The organism is Metabacillus sp. KH_069 (genome assembly GCF_057838075.1).
This window is the reverse complement of sequence record NZ_CM174460.1, coordinates 2776801-2796696: the sequence shown is the minus strand read 5'-3', so window position 1 is coordinate 2796696 and position 19896 is coordinate 2776801. Positions and strand designations below refer to the sequence as shown.

At 42.2% G+C, this 19896-nt stretch carries 20 protein-coding genes; all 20 read left to right on the top strand.

The annotated features are described in order from the left end of the window. Positions 1 to 45: 45 nt before the first annotated feature. The 20 genes from AC3ISE_RS13960 (at position 46) to AC3ISE_RS13865 (ending at position 19753) form a co-directional block, all read left to right on the top strand. Complete coding sequence (locus AC3ISE_RS13960) at positions 46 to 852, top strand: heptaprenyl diphosphate synthase component 1 (protein ID WP_489224340.1); 807 nt, start codon at positions 46 to 48, stop codon at positions 850 to 852. 1 nt (position 853) lies between these two features. Continuing rightward, positions 854 to 1549: a demethylmenaquinone methyltransferase gene (locus AC3ISE_RS13955; RefSeq protein ID WP_309194185.1), complete on the top strand. Its 696-nt coding sequence runs from the start codon at positions 854 to 856 to the stop codon at positions 1547 to 1549. Between the two features lie 148 nt (positions 1550 to 1697). After that, a complete protein-coding gene (hepT, locus tag AC3ISE_RS13950; RefSeq protein WP_489221460.1) occupies positions 1698 to 2660 on the top strand; it encodes a heptaprenyl diphosphate synthase component II in 963 nt (320 codons plus the stop codon). 101 nt (positions 2661 to 2761) lie between these two features. Next, the gene (gene ndk, locus AC3ISE_RS13945) at positions 2762 to 3208 is read left to right on the top strand and encodes a nucleoside-diphosphate kinase (RefSeq protein ID WP_070878161.1); all 447 of its coding nucleotides are present in this window, start codon (positions 2762 to 2764) and stop codon (positions 3206 to 3208) included. Positions 3209 to 3385: 177 nt separating this feature from the next. Next, a complete protein-coding gene (locus tag AC3ISE_RS13940) occupies positions 3386 to 4159 on the top strand; it encodes a CheR family methyltransferase (RefSeq protein WP_489221459.1) in 774 nt (257 codons plus the stop codon). A 75-nt stretch (positions 4160 to 4234) separates the two neighbouring features. Then, positions 4235 to 5407 carry a chorismate synthase gene (gene aroC / locus AC3ISE_RS13935; RefSeq protein ID WP_489221458.1) on the top strand — a complete coding sequence of 391 codons (1173 nt, stop codon included), beginning with the start codon at positions 4235 to 4237 and terminating at the stop codon, positions 5405 to 5407. Then, entirely contained in the window at positions 5407 to 6495 is a 1089-nt protein-coding gene (aroB, locus tag AC3ISE_RS13930; RefSeq protein WP_489221457.1) for a 3-dehydroquinate synthase, read from the top strand. The genes aroC and aroB overlap by 1 nt, the downstream gene beginning before the upstream one ends. Next, a complete protein-coding gene (aroH, locus tag AC3ISE_RS13925; protein WP_489221456.1) occupies positions 6492 to 6860 on the top strand; it encodes a chorismate mutase in 369 nt (122 codons plus the stop codon). Before aroB ends, aroH begins: the two co-directional genes overlap by 4 nt. Before the next feature lie 367 nt (positions 6861 to 7227). Next, positions 7228 to 8772 (top strand): anthranilate synthase component I, encoded by a 1545-nt coding sequence (gene trpE / locus AC3ISE_RS13920; RefSeq protein WP_489221455.1) that lies wholly within the window; start codon positions 7228 to 7230, stop codon positions 8770 to 8772. Beyond that, positions 8744 to 9763: an anthranilate phosphoribosyltransferase gene (gene trpD, locus AC3ISE_RS13915; protein ID WP_489221454.1), complete on the top strand. Its 1020-nt coding sequence runs from the start codon at positions 8744 to 8746 to the stop codon at positions 9761 to 9763. Before trpE ends, trpD begins: the two co-directional genes overlap by 29 nt. Beyond that, complete coding sequence (gene trpC, locus AC3ISE_RS13910; protein ID WP_489221453.1) at positions 9753 to 10514, top strand: indole-3-glycerol phosphate synthase TrpC; 762 nt, start codon at positions 9753 to 9755, stop codon at positions 10512 to 10514. Before trpD ends, trpC begins: the two co-directional genes overlap by 11 nt. Continuing rightward, on the top strand, positions 10507 to 11163 hold the full coding sequence (locus tag AC3ISE_RS13905; RefSeq protein WP_489221452.1) for a phosphoribosylanthranilate isomerase: 657 nt from the start codon (positions 10507 to 10509) through the stop codon (positions 11161 to 11163). The genes trpC and AC3ISE_RS13905 overlap by 8 nt, the downstream gene beginning before the upstream one ends. Next, positions 11144 to 12373, top strand: a complete 1230-nt coding sequence (gene trpB / locus AC3ISE_RS13900; protein WP_489221451.1) for a tryptophan synthase subunit beta — start codon at positions 11144 to 11146, stop codon at positions 12371 to 12373. Before AC3ISE_RS13905 ends, trpB begins: the two co-directional genes overlap by 20 nt. Further along, positions 12336 to 13154, top strand: coding sequence for a tryptophan synthase subunit alpha (gene trpA / locus AC3ISE_RS13895; protein WP_489221450.1), 819 nt, complete (start codon positions 12336 to 12338; stop codon positions 13152 to 13154). The genes trpB and trpA overlap by 38 nt, the downstream gene beginning before the upstream one ends. A gap of 54 nt (positions 13155 to 13208) precedes the next feature. Beyond that, entirely contained in the window at positions 13209 to 14291 is a 1083-nt protein-coding gene (hisC, locus tag AC3ISE_RS13890) for a histidinol-phosphate transaminase (protein ID WP_489221449.1), read from the top strand. 57 nt (positions 14292 to 14348) lie between these two features. Then, positions 14349 to 15461, top strand: a complete 1113-nt coding sequence (locus AC3ISE_RS13885; RefSeq protein ID WP_489221448.1) for a prephenate dehydrogenase — start codon at positions 14349 to 14351, stop codon at positions 15459 to 15461. A 13-nt stretch (positions 15462 to 15474) separates the two neighbouring features. After that, positions 15475 to 16770: a 3-phosphoshikimate 1-carboxyvinyltransferase gene (gene aroA / locus AC3ISE_RS13880; RefSeq protein ID WP_489221447.1), complete on the top strand. Its 1296-nt coding sequence runs from the start codon at positions 15475 to 15477 to the stop codon at positions 16768 to 16770. Between the two features lie 174 nt (positions 16771 to 16944). Next, positions 16945 to 17838, top strand: a complete 894-nt coding sequence (locus tag AC3ISE_RS13875; protein WP_489221446.1) for a hypothetical protein — start codon at positions 16945 to 16947, stop codon at positions 17836 to 17838. Beyond that, on the top strand, positions 17825 to 19132 hold the full coding sequence (locus AC3ISE_RS13870; RefSeq protein ID WP_489224339.1) for a tetratricopeptide repeat protein: 1308 nt from the start codon (positions 17825 to 17827) through the stop codon (positions 19130 to 19132). Before AC3ISE_RS13875 ends, AC3ISE_RS13870 begins: the two co-directional genes overlap by 14 nt. Positions 19133 to 19213: 81 nt before the next feature. Beyond that, complete coding sequence (locus tag AC3ISE_RS13865; protein WP_070878132.1) at positions 19214 to 19753, top strand: ReoY family proteolytic degradation factor; 540 nt, start codon at positions 19214 to 19216, stop codon at positions 19751 to 19753. The last annotated feature ends 143 nt before the right edge of the window (positions 19754 to 19896 follow it).

Sequence of the window (19896 nt, the reverse complement as noted above, 5' to 3'; positions counted from 1 at the left end):
TTTTTCGAAAAAATTTCTATATACATGGGGACAAGGGTGATTCATTTGCAAGACATCTATGTACAAATGGCTAAAATTAAAGACGCGCTGCACGTAAAGCTCACTCATCCATTTTTAGCAAAATATATTCCTTCTCCTGTGATTGATGAAGATAAACTGCTCCTCTTCTATGCTTTGTTCGATCAGATTGATCTTCCAGTTGAAAAAAAAGAGAACTACATAATTACAGCGATGCTCGTGCAAATTGCCCTTGATACTCATGATGAAGTATCCACTTCCGTTCATTTAAAGCAGGAAGAGTTCATGCAAAGACAGCTTATTGTTCTTGCAGGAGACTACTTCAGCGGTCTGTATTACGCGTTATTATCAGAAATGCAGGATATTGGAATGATTCGAACGTTAGCAACGGCAATAAAAGAGATAAATGAACATAAAATTCGCCTGTACGAAGAGACTGTAAGTGATTTTGATTCATTCGTTGCAAGTATCATAAAAGTAGAAACGGCTCTTTTTCAGCATGTTTCTGATTATTTTCAGGCAGGATTATTCTCTAAGCTGACGACAAAATTTTTATCATACAAGCGGCTGATGCTTGAGAAAAACAGATACAACGAAGAATCTTTATCGATCATGAGGAATTTGGAGAAAAAGAAGAAAAATATCGGCACAATCGAATTTACCGGAGTGTATCTTAAAGAGTTTTGCAACCGTTATTTCGAAGAGACAGCCGAGCTTTTAGAAAGCTGTTTTCAGCAGCCGTCCTCTCTGCAGAAAGTCCTGTTAGCAAGATTGCAGTCATTCAAGTATAATCAGGATATAAGATACACTACGCTTGCGGAAGAAGGTTTATGAAATGCAGCAATCTAAAGAAGAAAGAGTCCATTCTGTATTTGAAAAAATATATAAAAACTACGATAAAATGAATTCAGTCATCAGTTTTCAGCGCCATATTGCCTGGCGCCGCGAAACAATGAAACGAATGAATGTCAAGCAAGGCTCGATTGCCCTTGATGTTTGCTGCGGAACAGCTGACTGGACAATTGCGATGGCTGATGCGGTAGGCGAGAGAGGCCGGGCGGTTGGTCTTGATTTCAGCAACAATATGCTGAAAATTGGAAGAGAGAAAATAAAAGATTACTCCAATATCGAATTAATTCACGGCAATGCCATGGAACTTCCTTTTGAAGACAACACGTTTGATTATGTAACGATCGGTTTTGGACTCCGGAATGTTCCAGACTATATGACCGTGCTTAAGGAAATGCACCGCGTTGTAAAGCCAGGCGGAAAAGTAGTCTGCCTCGAAACCTCCCAGCCGACCATGATCGGATTTAAGCAGCTTTATTACGGTTACTTCCGATTTGTGATGCCTGTCTTCGGAAAACTGTTTGCTAAGAGCTACAATGAATATTCATGGCTGCAGGAATCAGCCAGAGATTTCCCGGGAATGCGTGAACTTGCTCAAATGTTCAGAGACGCGGGCTTTAAAGATGTTGAAGTGAAGCCTTTTACAGGCGGCGTAGCCGCTATGCATCTCGGGTGCAAGTGATTCTCTCAATTGCAGCTTTTTTGTTTTTATTTCTGTCCAGTTCCTTCCATTAAGAATAAATGGCGCAGGGATTGGATGCGGACATATTTACTGCAATTTATTATTAGACCAGCCATGTTTTAAAAATGCGAGTATTTAGGTGAATTGAATGAAATTTAAAATGGCGTATTCGTTCTTAAATGCAGATCTTGATCTGATTGAACAGGAACTTGAAAAAACGGTAAGCTCAACAGAGCCTTTGTTAAGCGAGGCAGGGCTTCACCTTCTTCAGGCAGGGGGAAAGCGTATCCGCCCTGTTTTTGTATTGCTTTCTGCCATGTTTGGCGAATATGATATCGAAAAAGTCAAAAAAGTGGCCATCGCTCTTGAAATTATTCATATGGCATCTTTAGTGCATGATGATGTAATTGATGATGCTGAGCTCAGGCGGGGGAAACCGACTATTAAAGCAAAGTGGGATAACCGCATTGCCATGTATACTGGGGATTATTTATTTGCTAGATCACTTGAGATTATGACATCTTTAGAAAATATTGCAGCACATCAAATCCTTTCAAAAACAATTGTTGAAGTATCTCTTGGTGAAATTGAACAAATAAAAGACAAGTATGACTTTGACCAGAATCTGCGTGTTTATTTAAGACGCATTAAAAGGAAAACAGCATTATTAATTGCTGCCAGCTGCCAGCTTGGAGCGATTGCAGGCGGCGTTCCGGAATCCATACATAAAAAATTATTCCTGTTTGGCTATTACGTGGGAATGTCCTTTCAAATTACAGATGATATTCTCGATTTTACCTCTACAGAAGAAGAGCTTGGAAAGCCTGTTGGAGGAGACCTGCTGCAGGGCAACATTACTCTTCCAGTGCTGTATGCAATGGAAAATTCCGAGCTGAAAAGCAAAATCAGCAAGGTTGCAAGTGATACGGACGAAAAGGAAATGGCGGAGATTATTGATGCCATCTTATCTACAAATGCAATTGAGCGGTCCATACAAGTCAGCGACATGTATCTTCAAAAAGGGTTCAGCATTTTAAACCAATTGCCGAAAAATCGGGCAAAATTTGCTTTATCCAATATTGCAAAATATATTGGAAAAAGAAAATTTTAAATTCCTCCGCCCCATACGATTGCGAAAAAAGTGAAAAAATGGTACGATTTCCATGGGGCATGAAAGCCCATACATAACAATCGCGGGGTGGAGAAATTACGATGGAAAAAACATTTATGATGGTCAAACCTGATGGCGTTCAGCGTCAGCTTATCGGGAAAATTGTTTCTAGATTTGAAAGTAAGGGCTTACATTTAGTTGGAGCTAAATTAATGCAAATTCCGGTTTCACTTGCTGAACAGCATTACGGGGAACACAACGGGAAGCCATTCTTCGGAGAATTAGTTGAATTCATCACATCCGGGCCAGTTTTCGCTATGGTTTGGGAAGGGGAAAATGTGATCGAAATCTCCCGCACGATGATGGGGAAAACAAAACCTGCCGAAGCATTGCCGGGTACAATCAGAGGCGACTATGGTTTATTCGTAGGAAAAAACATCATCCACGGTTCTGATTCACCGGAAAGTGCAGAGCGCGAAATTAACCTGTTCTTCAAACAAGAAGAATTAGTAGAATACGACAAAGATATTCATACTTGGATTTACTGATCCGCCTAAAAGCCAGCAGAGATGCTGGCTTTTCTCATGTTTAAATATCACTTGCCCTTAAACCTTTCCATATTAATTTTTGAGAGTTTTCAGATTTTTTCATTCAGGCCTCACAAGAGACTATCACTTTCCGATATACTATACATAGAGGGAATTCCTGCAGGAGAGTTGAGTCAGATGGAATATATGCAATTTCAGAAAGAATTTAAAAAGTTAACTGGAATAGATCTAGGTCTTTATAAAGAGGCACAAATGAAAAGAAGAATTACTTCACTATATTTGAAAAGGGGATTTAACGGTTTTAAGGAGTATGGTTCAGCACTTCAAAGAGATAGGGAGCTGCTCTATGAACTTCTGGACAGAATAACAATCAACGTAACAGAGTTTTATCGGAATAAGAAGCGCTGGGATCTATTAGAGACTGAACTGCTGCCTGCTATGCTGAGCGGGTCCCGCCCGCTGAGAATATGGAGCGCAGCCTGTTCAACCGGTGAAGAGCCTTATACAATCGCAATGATTCTGTCAAAATATTTGCCATTGCGCTCTATTAAAATTCTGGCAACAGATTTAGACGAAAATGTCATAGCCAGAGCAAAGCTCGGGATGTATCCGGAAAGAAGTCTTGCTGAGCTGCCGGGTGAGATGAAGAGCAAATATTTTGTTCAGGATGGGGCAGGCTTTCAAATTAGCAAAGAAATCATTGAGACCGTCCAATTTAAAAAACACAATCTGCTCTCAGACCCTTTTGAAAGCGGATTTGATTTAATCATTTGCCGAAATGTGCTGATTTATTTTACGGAAGATGCAAAGAATATGCTTTATCATAAGTTTTCAAGGGCTTTGAAAAACGAGGGTATCTTCTTTATCGGGAGCACGGAACAGATTTTTTACAGTCAGCAATATGACCTTGAATCAGCAGGCACCTTTTTTTACAGAAAAATACAGATGTAAACTTTCTATTCAATTTTTCATACATATGGTATAGTGTTACTTAAAAGCGTTAGTGCGCTGAAGGGAGAGCTTTAGATGAGATACTTAACAGCAGGAGAATCACATGGACCGAAGTTAACCGCTATTGTTGAAGGAGTGCCGGCGGGGCTGTCAATTACTGCAGAGGATATTAACCTCGATCTTTCGCGCAGACAAAAGGGACATGGCAGAGGAAGAAGAATGCAGATTGAGAAGGACGAGGTTCAGATTACAAGCGGAATCCGTCATGGAAAAGCACTTGGCTCTCCAATCGCACTTGTAGTTGAGAATAATGATTGGAAACATTGGACGAATATTATGGGTATCGAGCCTTTAGAAGAAGGCGAAGAAAAAGATATTAAACGCCAGATCAGCCGTCCGCGGCCTGGACATGCTGATTTAAACGGAGCGATTAAATACGGGCACAGAGATATCCGCAACGTGCTTGAACGCTCGTCTGCCCGTGAAACAACGGTCAGAGTTGCGGTTGGTGCAGTAGCTAAAAAGCTATTGGCAGAGCTTGGCATTAAAGTTGCAGGCCATGTAGTTGAAATCGGAGCAATTAAAGCTGAAAAAACAGATTATCCGTCTATTGAAGAATTACAGCGGGTCACTGAGGAATCGCCTGTCCGCTGCCTGGATGAGAATGCTGCAGTAAAAATGATGCAGGCCATTGATGATGCTAAGAGCAATGGGGATTCCATCGGCGGTGTCGTGGAAGTGATTGTAGAAGGAATGCCTGCCGGGGTCGGCAGCTACGTTCATTACGACCGCAAGCTTGATTCAAAAATTGCAGCGGCTATCGTTAGCATCAATGCTTTTAAAGGTGTGGAATTTGGCATCGGTTTTGAAGCAGCGCGAAGATTTGGCAGTGAAGTACATGACGAAATTAGTTGGAGCGAAGAGAATGGCTACTCACGCAAAACGAATCGCTTAGGCGGTTTAGAAGGCGGAATGTCTACGGGCATGCCGATTGTAGTCAGAGGAGTCATGAAGCCAATTCCAACCCTTTATAAACCTCTTCAAAGTGTTGATATCGAAACGAAAGAACCTTTTTCAGCCAGCATCGAACGTTCTGACAGCTGTGCCGTGCCTGCAGCAAGTGTAGTTGCTGAAGCCGTTGTGGCATGGGAAATTGCGAATGCGATTCTTGAACAATTCGGTTCAGACCGGATGGATGCAATCCGTGAGAATGTTCAGGAAATGCGCGAGTATGCGAGGAAGTTCTAATGGAAAATTTGCTTATTGAAACTGCTTCCGGATCATATCCCGTTTCAGTAGGAAAAAATATCATTGAGACTGAATTGATTAAGCAAGTAAATGAATTAAAGCCTTCAAGTATATTGATTATTGCTGATGCAGCTGTTCAAAGCCTTTACGGTCAGCGGCTGCTGAATGCATTGAGCCATTCTTATAAAACGGAAGTCTTCGTTGTACCGAGCGGTGAAGAGAATAAATCATTCCAATCTTTTTATGATATTCAAACGCTCGCTCTTAAACTTGGACTTGACCGGAAATCTCTCATTCTTGCATTCGGCGGAGGAGTCATTGGCGACTTGGCTGGTTTTGCTGCTGCTACTTATATGAGAGGTATTCCATTCATTCAGCTGCCGACTACTTTGCTTGCGCATGATAGTGCGGTCGGAGGGAAAGTCGCGATTAACCATCCAGAAGGAAAGAATATGATCGGAGCGTTTCATCAGCCACGGGCAGTCATTTATGATCTGGCTTTTCTATCGACATTGCCAAATCATGAGCTTCGTTCTGGATTTGCAGAAGTGATAAAACACGGACTGATAGGAAATGCAGATTTCTATCATTGGCTGACGTCTGAAATTTCTGTTCTCGATGATCTGGATGATGAAAAACTACAGCATATGATTCTTGAAGGAATTCGTGTCAAAGCGGCAGTAGTAAAAGAAGATGAAAAAGAAACCGGAGTGAGAGCCCATCTGAACTTTGGCCATACCCTTGGCCATGCGATTGAAGCTTCCGAAGGATATGGAAAGATCAGCCACGGTGATGGTGTTGCCATCGGCATGCTTTTTGCAATTTGGCTCAGCGGGAAGATTCACGGCTCCAGTCTTCCTTATGAAAAAATCAAAAATTGGTTTAAAGAATTAGGCTTTCCGGTTAAAGTGCCTGAAAATTTATCTGCGGATGCTTTAATCAGCAGAATGCTGAAAGATAAAAAGTCGCATTCCGGGTCGATCACGATGGTTTTGTTAAAAACGATCGGAGCACCGGAAACTACACCTTTCGAAAGAGATCACTTAAGATCCTTGCTAGAAACATGGAGACAGGAGGGATCAGTTTGATTCGTGCAATTAGAGGAGCTGCTACAGTTGAACACAATGATGAAGAGCAGATCATCAAAGCAACGGAAGCTCTTGTTTTAGAAATGATTGAAAAAAATAATGTAGAGCCTGAAGATGTCGCATCTGTCCTGCTCTCAATGACTGCAGATTTAGATGCGGTGTTTCCTGCGAAAGCTCTGCGGAATTTTGACGGATGGGAATATGTTCCTGTCATGTGCATGCAGGAAATCCCTGTAGCAGGAAGTCTTGAAAAGTGCATCAGGGTCATGATGACAGCGGAAACTGTTCTTAATCAAAAAGAAGTAAAGCATGTTTATCAGGGGAAAGCGATTGTGCTAAGACCCGATTTAACAGGCAAAGAATAAATTTAAATTTATAATATAGTGCCTGATGTTCCTCACTGAGGCGGGAATATCATTCGTTGACAGAAAACAGCATGTGTATTAAGATAGACCCCAAGAATAGAAATTAGAAGAGAGCTTCTAATATGTTCCAGTGCGTTAGATGAGTATAGTGAGCAAGTCAGATTAGTTCAGTGATAAACCAATTAGTTTAGCATAGTTTAGGGTAGCCGAGAATGAGTTTAGCTGAGGTCTTTTATATTTTCCGTTACGGTTAAGACTACCCAAAAACAGAGATTCTTTGTTTTTGGGTTTTTTCGTTTTACCGCAGCGTTTCCGCTTAAAACCTCCTAAATACTTATTCTCCACAATGCTGGAGGAGTGAGTACTTATGTTTCATACCGATTTTGCCTCATTTAAACAAGATAGCATGAGCTATCAAACCATACCTGTTATTAAGTCTTTTCAAGTTGACACGTTCACCCCGATTCAGCTTTTTAAAGTGTTTGAAGATGAAGCGGTGTATTTATTAGAAAGCAAAGACGCGGAATCATCATGGTCACGTTATTCATTTATTGGATTAAATCCTTTTTTGTTTATTGAAGAAGAAAATGACCGCTACTGCGTGAGGTCCAAACAAAGAAAAACAATCTATGAATCTTCATCTCTGAAAGAAATCTTCCAATGGATGGACGGCTATTTAAAGGTAAAGCTTCCAGATCTTGATATTCCGTTTGCTGGGGGCGCTGTAGGCTATTTAGGATATGATTCTGTTTCGATGTTTGAACGCGTTCCAAAGCATGCCAATCAAGATTTGAATTTTAAAAAGTGCCTTTTATTCGTTTGCCATACGATGATTGCATTCGATCATATTGATAAAACACTTTCGTTTATCCATTACGAACGCCTCTCCGGCAAAGAGTCAGAAGGAGGCAAGCGTGCAGTTTATGACATTGCTGAAACCAAAATCAATCAGCTGATCTCCCAACTGACTGAAAAAAGGGATTTCAATGATTTGATGCTCTCTCCGATGGATCAGGCATCTGTTTCGTTTGAAGGAGTAACCTCCAATTTTGAAAAGGATGATTTTCTTGACTCAGTCGAAAAAATAAAAGAATACATCAGAGCAGGGGATATTTTTCAGGGCGTTCTTTCTCAAAGATTCGAAATGCCAATAACAGCTAAAGGCTTTGACTTATACCGAATGCTGAGGGTTGTGAATCCCTCGCCTTACATGTTTTACATCAAATTTGATGAGACTGAGCTGATCGGCAGTTCTCCCGAAAGACTGATCTACGTTCAGGACGGCTATCTAGAAATTCATCCGATTGCAGGAACCAGAAAACGCGGAAAGACGGAAGAAGAGGATCTGAGGCTCGAGGAAGATCTGCGCAGCGATGAAAAAGAAAAAGCAGAGCACTATATGCTTGTTGACCTGGCAAGAAATGATATTGGCAGAGTAGCTGATTACGGGACAGTCAAGACTCCGGTGTTAATGGAGCTCGGACGGTTTTCACACGTAATGCATTTAATTTCTAAGGTGACCGGTCAATTAAAAACGGGCACACATCCAATAGATGCCTTGCTCTCATCCTTCCCGGCCGGAACGGTATCGGGTGCCCCTAAAGTGCGGGCCATGCAGATTCTGCAGGAGCTCGAACCAACAGCGAGAAACGCGTATGCAGGGTGCATCGCCTATATTGGCTTTGACGGCAATATTGATTCTTGCATTACAATCAGGACAATTTCTTTGCAGGGCGGAAAAGCTTACGTTCAGGCCGGTGCCGGAATTGTAGCAGATTCAAAGCCGGAACTTGAATGGGAAGAAACGAGAAATAAAGCAAGCGCCTTAATTAAAACGATTGAACTTGCAGAAAAAGTGTTTGGCAAAAAGGAGGAGGCAGAAAATGAAAACATTACTCAGCAAATGCATTGAAGGCCACACGCTTACAGAAGAAGAGGCAATGGCTGCCATGAATCAGGTAATGGAGGGAAAAGCCACTTCCAGCCAAATCGCAAGTTTCATTTCCATATTAAGATTCCGCGGTGAAACGGTTGACGAGCTTGTCGGCTTTGCAAAAGCTATGAAACAGCATATGACCCGCATAGATTATGCAGAGGACCTGATTGATACATGCGGAACAGGCGGAGACGGGGCATCGACATTTAATATTTCCACTGCATCAGCAATTCTTGCGTCTGCGCTCGGAGTAAAAGTAGCAAAGCACGGAAATCGGGCAATCTCATCCAAAAGCGGCAGTGCAGATGTGCTTGAACAGCTTGGGATCTCCATTCAAACAACACCGGATGAAGCGAAGCTCGCTCTGCAGGCTTATGATATGAGTTTTCTGTTCGCGCCAATCTACCATTCTTCCATGAAGCATGCTGTAAGCCCTAGACAGGAAATCGGCTTCAGAACGGTTTTTAACCTTCTTGGACCATTAGCAAACCCTGCTGATGCCAAGCGCCAGGTAATGGGAGTGTTCTCTACAGAGTATGCAGAAAAAATAGCCTTTGCCCTGCGCGAGCTTGGCTCAGAACATGTTCTCCTTGTTACAGGAAGAGATGGCCTCGACGAATGCAGTATTACAGGTGTAACAGATATTGTTGAACTGAAAAAAGGCAAGATTGACCGTTATGAAATAACCCCGGAAGAGATGGGACTGCAGCGTGGAGAATTGAAAGACATCCAGGTTGAGAGCCCAGCTGAAAGTGCAAAACTGATTCTGGGTGTGTTCGAAGGGAAGCGCAGCGGGGCGGCGGCAGACATTGTTGCACTGAATGCCGGTGCTGCTTTATATGTAGCAGGCAAAACGGATTCACTTGCTGATGGAGTGAAAAAAGCGGCAGACGCAATCGCAAATGGCACAGCCTATCGTCAGCTCGCCCGTCTTCAAAGAAAGAAGGAGGAGCAGTATGCTTACTAAAATTCTTGAAAAAAAACGGGAAGAAGTGCTTTCTCTGACTATTCCTGAAAGAACTAACGTATCTGAACGGTCATTTTACAGCGCGTTGAAGCATTCAAACCGGAAACCGGCTTTAATCGCGGAAGTAAAAAAGGCATCTCCTTCTAAAGGGGTCATTAAAGAGAATTTTCATCCGGTGGAAATTGCAAAAGCTTATGAAGCTGGAAAAGCTGATTGTCTCTCTGTTTTAACAGATGAAAGCTTTTTTCAGGGCCATCGTGATTTTATAGCGGAAATTAAGAAAGAAGTCAGTCTTCCGGTTTTAAGAAAGGATTTCATTATTGATCACAAGCAAGTTGAGGAATCCAGGAATATAGGGGCAGATGCCATCCTTTTAATAGGAGAGGCGCTTGAAGCTAAAGAGCTGCACGAACTGTATGTGCATGCTTATGAGCGCGGCATGGATGTATTGGTGGAAGTGCATTCTTTGGCAGTTCTGGAAAAGCTTATGTCTGAGTTCACCCCTAAAATACTAGGTGTGAATAATAGAGATCTTTCAACCTTTAAGACAGATATCCATCAAATAAAGACAATAAGCACATCCGTTCCAAAAGAAACTCTGCTTGTGAGTGAAAGCGGCATTTTTACATTTGAAGATGTAAAAACGGTTCAGCAAGAAGGTGCTCATGCCATTTTAGTCGGAGAATCACTCATGCGCGGCGAGAATCAAATATCTGCCATCAAAGCTCTGTACGGAGAAGAATATGAGTAAACCTTTGATCAAGTTATGCGGAAATCGATCTTTGGAAGATTTGAAGCTGACAAGCAAGTCGAAAGCAGATTATCTCGGACTTATTTTTGCTGAAAGTAAGCGGAGAGTGGAAGCTCTGGATGTAAAAGAGTGGCTAAAAGAAGTTGAAACTGAGGATAAACAATTAGTGGCGATATTTGTAAATGCCCGCCTGAATGAAATAGAACAAGTCATGAATGAACTTCCGATTGATGTCATTCAATGCCACGGCTCGGAGACAGTTAAAGACATTGCAGAAATTAAGCATCATTTTAAGAGGGAAGTATGGAAGGCATTGCCCCATTTTGAGGGAACACTGTCTGATATGAAATTATATGCAGAAGCAGCGGACGGCTTTGTGATTGATTCAAAAGTCAAAGACGCTTTCGGAGGAACAGGCCAGACGTTTGATTGGTCAAAAGTGCCGTGTTATATACAGGCCGCTGAGGAGATAAACAAAACACTCTTCATTGCAGGAGGCATTACTCCTGGCAATATTGAACAGCTGCTCGGGCTACATCCGGCGGGAATCGATATTTCAAGCGGGGTTGAACAAAACGGAAAAAAAGATGAGGCCTTATTGACAAGGCTAGAAGAAAGGGTGAATCACCATGTATCAGTTTCCAGATGAATTTGGCAGATTCGGAGATTTTGGAGGGAAGTATGTACCTGAAACATTAATGCAGCCGCTTGAAGAATTGCAAGAGGCATTTGCAGAAGCGGCGGCAGATCCTGATTTTATGAACGAATACCACCGTCTTCTCATTGAATATTCCGGAAGGCCGACAACATTAACCTATGCCGAAAACATAACGAAAAAACTTGGCGGAGCAAAGATTTTCCTGAAACGCGAGGATCTTAACCATACAGGCGCTCACAAAATTAATAATGCGATTGGCCAGGCCCTTCTAGCACAGAAAATGGGGAAAACAAAAATCATTGCAGAGACAGGTGCAGGTCAGCACGGTGTAGCGGCAGCAACGGTTGCAGCAAAATTTGGCCTTGAATGCAAAGTCTTTATGGGGGAAGAAGATGTGATCCGACAGCAGCTTAACGTCTTTCGGATGAAGATGCTCGGGGCAGAAGTAATCCCTGTTCACAGCGGAAATAAAACGCTGAAGGATGCTACAAACGAAGCGATCAGATACTGGGTTCAGCATTGTGAGGATCATTTTTATATGATTGGTTCAGTAGTAGGACCTCATCCATATCCGCAAATGGTCAGAGAGTTTCAAAGAGTAATAGGAGATGAAGCGAAGCAGCAGCTGGCTGAACGAATGGATTGCCTTCCTGATAAAGTAGTCGCATGCGTCGGCGGAGGAAGCAATGCGATTGGCATGTTTGCAGCCTTCATTGAGGAGGATGTAGAACTTGTCGGCGTTGAAGCAGCAGGCAAAGGCGTTGATACACCTCTCCATGCTGCAACCATCACCAAGGGCACAAAAGGGGTTATTCATGGTTCGCTCACTTACCTGATCCAGGATGAGTACGGGCAAATTATTGAACCATACTCCATTTCAGCCGGACTTGACTACCCTGGAATTGGACCTGAGCATGCACACCTTGCAGACACAGGCCGGGTGAAATATGAGAGCGTAACAGATGACGAGGCATTAGAAGCGTTAACTGTCTTAGCAAAGGAAGAAGGAATTCTTCCGGCTATTGAAACCGCCCATGCTCTTGCAAAGGCCTTCCAGCTTGCAGAGAAAATGGATCCAGATGAAACGCTGCTCATCTGTTTATCAGGACGCGGAGACAAAGATGTTCATACACTCATGGAATCTCTTGAAGGGAGCGATAAGAATGCAGGAATACTTGCAGAAGCAGCTAGCGCAAAATAAGAAATTATTTATCCCGTTTATAACAGCAGGCGACCCAAATGGCGAAGCCACAATCGGACTCGCCCTTACTCTTCAGAAGGCTGGAGCTTCAGCTATTGAACTTGGCATCCCATATTCAGATCCCCTGGCGGACGGTCCTGTCATTCAAAGGGCTTCGCAAAGATCGCTGTCGGCCGGTATGAATATTGTAAAAGCCATGGAACTTGTTCCATCTATGCGCGAAAGAGGTCTAACTATTCCAATAATTCTTTTTACGTATTATAATCCTGTGTTACAATTAGGAAAAGAATCCTTCTTTGCTTTAGCGGGAAAAAACACAATAGACGGGCTGCTGATTCCGGATCTTCCTTTTGAAGAGAGCGGAGATTTGAGAGAGTCCTGCAAGCAGCATGGCGTCACGTTTATTTCAATGGTTGCCCCTACATCTGTTCAGCGGCTTAAGAAAATTGTGTCAAATGCAGAAGGCTTTCTATACTGTGTTTCATCGTTAGGTGTAACAGGTTCGAGAAAGACGTTCGATCAGCGCATTTACGATTTTCTTAGTGAGGTAAAACAAGAAGCTTCAGTTCCTGTCGTTGTCGGTTTCGGTGTTTCTTCAAAGGAACACGTAGAAGAACTGACAAAGGTATGTGACGGAGTTGTTGTAGGCAGTGCACTTATTGAAGAGGTTGAGAGGTTATCTTCAAAACTGAAAGAGGCTGATTCATTGGATGCTGCCCTTCTCGAGTTTGAAGAAAAAGCTTCCTCCTTTGTTTCAGGTGCTAAAGTAAGCACAGGATGAAACGCGCAGCAAGCGGAGAAATCTTCGCTTTTATTACAGAAGAGGTGTCCATTCATGCAAATTAAAGATCAGCTTACGAACTTAAAACCGTATCAGCCCGGTAAACCAATTGAAGAAGTAAAAAAAGAGTATAACTTAACTCACATTGTGAAGCTCGCTTCCAACGAAAATCCTTACGGCAGCTCAGAACGCGCGAAAAAAGCCATTCAGGATGAATTGAACCAGCTGGCTATGTATCCAGACGGCTACAGCGCTCTGCTTCGTGAAACGCTGGCCCGTTTTTTAAACGTAGAAGAAAATGAAATTATTTTTGGAAATGGATCCGATGAAATTGTTCAGATTATTTGCCGCGCCTTTTTGAAAAAAGGGACGAACACAGTAATGGCAACACCGACATTTCCTCAATACCGCCACAATGCCATCATTGAAGGCGCGGATATTAAGGAAATTCCGCTGATTGATGGAGATCACGATCTAAACTCCATGCTTGCAGCAATTGACGAACAAACAAAGGTCATTTGGCTATGTTCACCAAACAATCCAACAGGTACTTATATCAACGAGCAGTCTTTGAATGCTTTCATGAAAAAGGTGCCAAATCATGTGCTTGTTATCCTGGATGAAGCTTACTATGAATATGTGACAGCTTCAGATTTTCCGGAAACACTGCCATTAATCAAAGAATATAAAAACGTCATGATTCTCCGTACCTTCTCAAAAGCATACGGCCTTGCAGCCCTCCGCGTCGGTTACGGAATTGCGAACAGAGAGTTAATCAAAAGCATCGAACCTGCAAGAGAGCCCTTTAATACGAACCGTTTAGGACAGACTGCCGCACTGCATGCTTTAGGTGATCAGGATTTCATTAAACAATGTGCAGAAAAAAACAAACAGGGTCTTGAACAGTTTTACAATTTCAGTAAGGAACACGGTTTATCCTACTATCCTTCTGAAGGAAACTTTATTCTGATCGATTTTAACCGCGATGCGGATGAAGTATTTCAGGCATTGCTGGAAAAAGGCTATATTGTCCGTTCCGGCAAAGCACTCGGATTTCCAACGTCTATCCGGATCACAATTGGAACGAAAGAACAAAACGAAGAGATTCTGCAGATTCTAACAGAATTGATTTCATAAAAGAAGAGGTGATCTTAATCACCTCTTTCTTCATACATAAGCTGAAGGTGATAAAGAATGGAACAGCAGATTGAAAAAATTCATCTCATCGGACTCGGGTTAATCGGCGGTTCGATCGCCCTTGCGATTAAGCAGGAGTATCCTGCTGTAAAGATTGTCGGGTATGATATTAATCAAAGTCAGGCTGAAATCGCCAAGACTCTGACCGTAATCGATGAAATAGCTTCAAATCAATTCGGCGGCATAGAAACAGCCGATTTAATTATTCTTGCAACTCCGGTGGAACAGACTTTGTCCATAATCGACTCATTAAGTTCACAACATTTAAAAGAAAGCGTGATTATTACGGATGTCGGCAGCACAAAACAAAAAATCAGCAAATACGCTGATTCTGTTTTCAGGAACGGGGTGCAATTTATCGGCGGACATCCAATGGCCGGGTCTCATAAATCAGGGGTGATTGCGGCGAAAGCCCACCTTTTTGAAAATGCCTTTTATATCCTGACCCCGACGGAACATACATCCCATGCTTCGCTTAGTATCCTTCAGAACGTCTTAAAAGGAACGAAAGCTCATTTTGTTGAAATGACTCCAGCTGAACATGACGAGGTTACTGGTGTAATCAGTCATTTTCCGCATATCGTTGCAGCGAGTCTTGTTCATCAGGCAGGCCGTTTTGAAGACAGTCATCCTGTGATTAAGCGTCTGGCAGCGGGAGGATTCCGCGATATCACGAGGATTGCTTCAAGCAGCCCCGCGATGTGGAGAGATATTCTCCTTCATAATAAAGACAAGCTGCTTGCTTTATTTGATGACTGGCAATACGAAATGAACCGTGTCAGAGAGCTTGTTGATGGACTTAATGGAGATGCTCTATTTACGTACTTTCAGGAGGCAAAGGATTTTAGAGATGGCCTGCCTGAGAGAGAAAAAGGAGCGATTCCTTCTTTTTACGATTTATATGTGGATGTACCTGATTATCCAGGGGTCATTTCTGAAATTACAGGTTATCTTGCAATGGAGGAAATCAGCATCACGAACATCCGGATTATCGAAACGCGCGAAGAGATTTACGGTGTGCTGAGATTAAGCTTCCAGACGGATGTCGACCGTGAACGTGCACAAAAATGCATCGAGAAATATACAGACTACAAAACATTTTTCAGTTAATGAGGTGAGGACCATGTCAAATGAAAAGAAATTGCGGAGAGCAGAGGCGTTAAGCGGTGAAATTGCCATTCCAGGTGATAAATCCATTTCACATAGAGCGGTGATGTTCGGAGCTCTTGCAAACGGTGAGACTGTCATTGAAAATTTCCTTGCAGGAGCAGACTGTTTATCAACGATTGCCTGCTTCAGACAAATGGGCGTTGAAATCGATCAGGAAGGAACAAAGGTGAAAGTGTCTGGCAAAGGTATTGATGCACTCAGGGAACCTGAGGGAATACTGGATGTCGGCAATTCGGGAACAACTACCCGTCTTATGCTTGGCATTTTAGCAGGACGTCCTTTTCATGCCTGTATCGTCGGCGATGAATCGATCGCTAAAAGACCGATGACACGCGTCACTGACCCGCTGAGAGAAATGGGAGCAGCTATCGATGGCAGACAAAACGGCAATTACACGCCTATTTCTATTCGCGGCGGCAAGCTTAGTGGATTAGAGTATGTATCCCCTGTAGCAAGCGCTCAAGTCAAGTCAGCAATTCTGCTTGCGGGGCTTCAGGCAAATAACGAAAAAACGAAAGTAACAGAACCGCATAAGTCAAGGGATCATACAGAAAGAATGCTGAGAGCATTTGGTATAGAAGTGAAGGAAGAAGGTCTGTCAGCAGAATTGATCGGAGGTCAGTCTTTACAGGCTGCATCTATTCAGGTTCCAGGAGATATTTCTTCTGCTGCCTTCTTCTTAGTAGCAGGTGCAATTGTTCCATCAAGTACCATTACGCTGAAAAATGTAGGGATTAATCCGACCAGAATCGGGATCATTGAGGTTCTCCGTCAAATGGGTGCGGATTTAACAATCGAAGAGAGAGGATCTCACGCCCATGAGCCTGTTGCAGATTTAACGATTTCAACCTCTGAATTAAAAGGAACGGTCATTTCAGGCGAATTGATTCCGCGATTGATTGATGAGATTCCCGTTATTGCTCTGCTTGCCACTCAAGCTGAAGGGGATACGATCATTAAAGATGCAAGTGAGCTGAAAGTAAAAGAAACAAACCGCATTGATACAGTTGTACAGGAGCTGAGAAAACTTGGAGCAGATATTGAGCCGACAGATGACGGCATGATTATCCGCGGTAAACAAACCTTAAGAAATTCAGCTTCCGTATCAAGCCACGGTGATCATCGGATTGGAATGATGCTTGCTGTTGCGGCCCTTATAACGGAGGGAGACGTTTCATTGTCAGATCATGAAGCAATCAATGTATCCTATCCGCAATTTTTTGATCACTTAAATCAGCTCGCTGATTAAAAAGAGCGGAAGCGCCCGTTCTGGCTGAGGAGTTGGGCGATGAAGCTGGTCATCGAATTAAAAAAATGCCTGCAGAATAAAGTTTTTCTGCAGGTTTTTTCATTAACAGTCATATCCCGCGCCTTCCCTTCATAGCTTGTCTTAAGAAGGTTTCAGGGGGAGGGATAAAAGGCGTTGTCCTATCTTATTGAAGATGCAAATGTTTTAAAAAATGGCGAACTTGTTAAAACTTCCATTCTAATACGAAACAACAAAATTGATTACATGAGTCCTTCGCTGCAGAGGATGACGTGCATGAAAATGAATGCTGCGGACTATCTGTTAACACCTGGACACGTGATGCTTGATTTTTCTATTGGAGGTTCTTTTACAGAAATAAAACGAATCTTTACGGAAAAGCTGATTTCAAAGGGCTGCACCTCAGTTATAGCCATTGCTCAGGCAGAATATGAACGGGATCTCCCCGAAGCGATTCGCAAAAAGAAACAAATGATGATTAATTCTCCAATCGATTACTGCATCGGTGTAAAAGTTCCGCTGAAAAGATTGACCCCATCATTGCTCATTAGCTGCAAAAAAAATAAAATTCCACTGCTTATTTTAGAGATTCATCCAGAAGATTCAATCTCTGATTTTCCGTGGGAATGGATTCGCGGATGCATATACGGATTCCCGATGACATTCCTGCCTCAATGGACCGGATCATCATCAGATAAAAGGAGAAAACAGTTTGCTGCAATGATGGATAAACACCGGATGGCAGCAGAACCGGACTGTCCTCCAGAACATGAAATTCTTGAAAAATCACTATTAATGAAAATAGGGATATACCCTGAAAAAGGAGAAATCAGGATCGGCGGCGAAGTTGATTATAACCTCTATGTGCGGAAAGAATTCAATTCAGTTGAAGAAATGTCCGCTAGCGGGTATCATAATCATATTCCTAAATTTACGATTCATAAGGGACAGCTGATTAAAGTGGATGAAAAAGTCTGCATAAAGCCTGGGTTTGGAGAGTTCTGTGCCATTTCCATGTCAGGCAGGTTTACCGCAAATGCAGTCCCATAAGGATTTTCCTTGGAAAGGGCGTTACAAGTTGAAAAATTCACTAATCGAAGCAATTGAACTAGTTGAGACAGGACAAGCTGAAGAAGGTTTAAAAAAACTTTCAGGGCTTGAGAAGACTCTGCATGATGAAGAAAAATTTCTGCTTGCAGAAAAATACTACCAGTGGGGCAACACACAGCAGGCTCTGAATATAATGGCAGACATGCATATGTTATATCCGGAAGAATCTGAGGTTACGGTATTTCTGGCAGAAGTCTATATAGATATGGACGAAGAAGAAAAAGCAATTGAACTATTAAGTACAATCCCTGAAACAGATCCTGCGTATGTACAGGCTTTGATCCTTTCAGCTGATTTGTATCAAATGCAGGGATTAAATGAAGTCAGTGAACAAAAGCTGCTGTCTGCAAAAAAAATCGTCCCGGATGAACCCGTCATTGACTTTGCTTTAGGCGAGCTTTATTTTCATCAAGGACATTATCATAAAGCAATCCCTTATTTTAAGGATGTTTTAAAAGAGCACACTGTCTTAACCGGAGTTAATGTGTATCAGAGGCTTGCAGAATCAATCAGCGCCTCAGGCGAATTTGAAGAAGCGCTTCCGTATTATGAGAAAGCGGTCGATGAACAAGTAGATCTGCACACATTGTTCGGCTATGGTTTCACAGCTCTCCAAGCTAATTATCCCAAAACAGCAATTGATCAGTTTTTAAAATTAAAAGAACTCGATCATGAATATACATCTCTTTATTTATATTTAGCTAAAGCATATGAAGAAGAAGGCATGCTTGCAGAAAGCCTCGAAACAGTAAAAGACGGCCTGAAGGCAGATGAGTATAATAAAGAGCTTTACGTTTACGGCGGAAAAATCGCTTTAAAAAATAATCAGTCAAACGAAGCTTCTGCCTTGCTCCAGCAAGCAATTGCCATTGATCCAGGGCATGTCGAAGCAACGATTACACTGACAAATATTTATATGCAGGAACAAAAATATGAAGAAGTCATTGACTGTTTGAAAGAAGTAATGAGGTACGGCGAGGAAGATCCTGAATATGACCGTAAATTAGCACGAGCTTATCATCAAACAGAGCAATATTCGGATGCATTAAACCATTACCAGCGAGCATATAATTTCTTCAAGGAAGAACCAGATTTTCTTACAGAGTACGGCTATTACTTGTTAGAGGACGGAAATCGCGCCGCCGCCAGGGAAATGTTCCGTCAGGCATTAAAGCATGATCCGGCGAATGTCGAAATCGAAGAGATTTTGATACAATTAGAAGATGATTTTTAACGTCCAATCGGAAGGATTTCACCTAGGATCTGTTGAACTCTAAGAATAAGAATCTACAGTTAGCAGAGGAGGGAAATGCATATGATGGCCCCTGTATCTGTCATTGAGAAGAAGGATTTTATCAGGTGGTTTTTAAATCATTATCAGTTGAAAAGACGGGAATGTGTTTGGATTTTGAATTACTTAATGAGTCACGACACGCTGATGGAAAAAGTGCATTTCGTTGAGCAGGCTCAGTATTGTCCGCGAGGGATTATCATGTCGACCCACTGCGTAGAGGAAGTGCCGTTTCGTTTTTACAAAGAAAATGTCATGACAACGGATGCAGAAAAATCCTTCCATGACATTCGGTTAAATAAAGACGAGGATCTGTACATTCAGCTCAACTTCCGCTCGGCCTACCAATCGCCGAATTATGCAGCAGTGCTTGAAGCGAATCCATTTGTGCCGAAACATCTCAACATTAATGAAAAAGACCGTGTAGTTGCTGAACGCATTTTAGAGCAGTCGATTCAAACGTTCCAAAAAGAAAAATTACTTCAAATGATTGATGACGCACTTGACCGCCAAGATAAAGCAGCATTTGAAAGCTTAACTGAAAAACTGAAATGCTTGAAATAAGGAAGAACCTCTCTGCTAGATGAGGTTCTTTTTTTGATTAAAAAGAGGGCAGGTTGCAAAATGTTTTTTCAGAATTTTCAATTGATTTTTCGGTCGAAACGTGACAAAATATGATTGCAATTGTAATCGTTTACATATGTGGA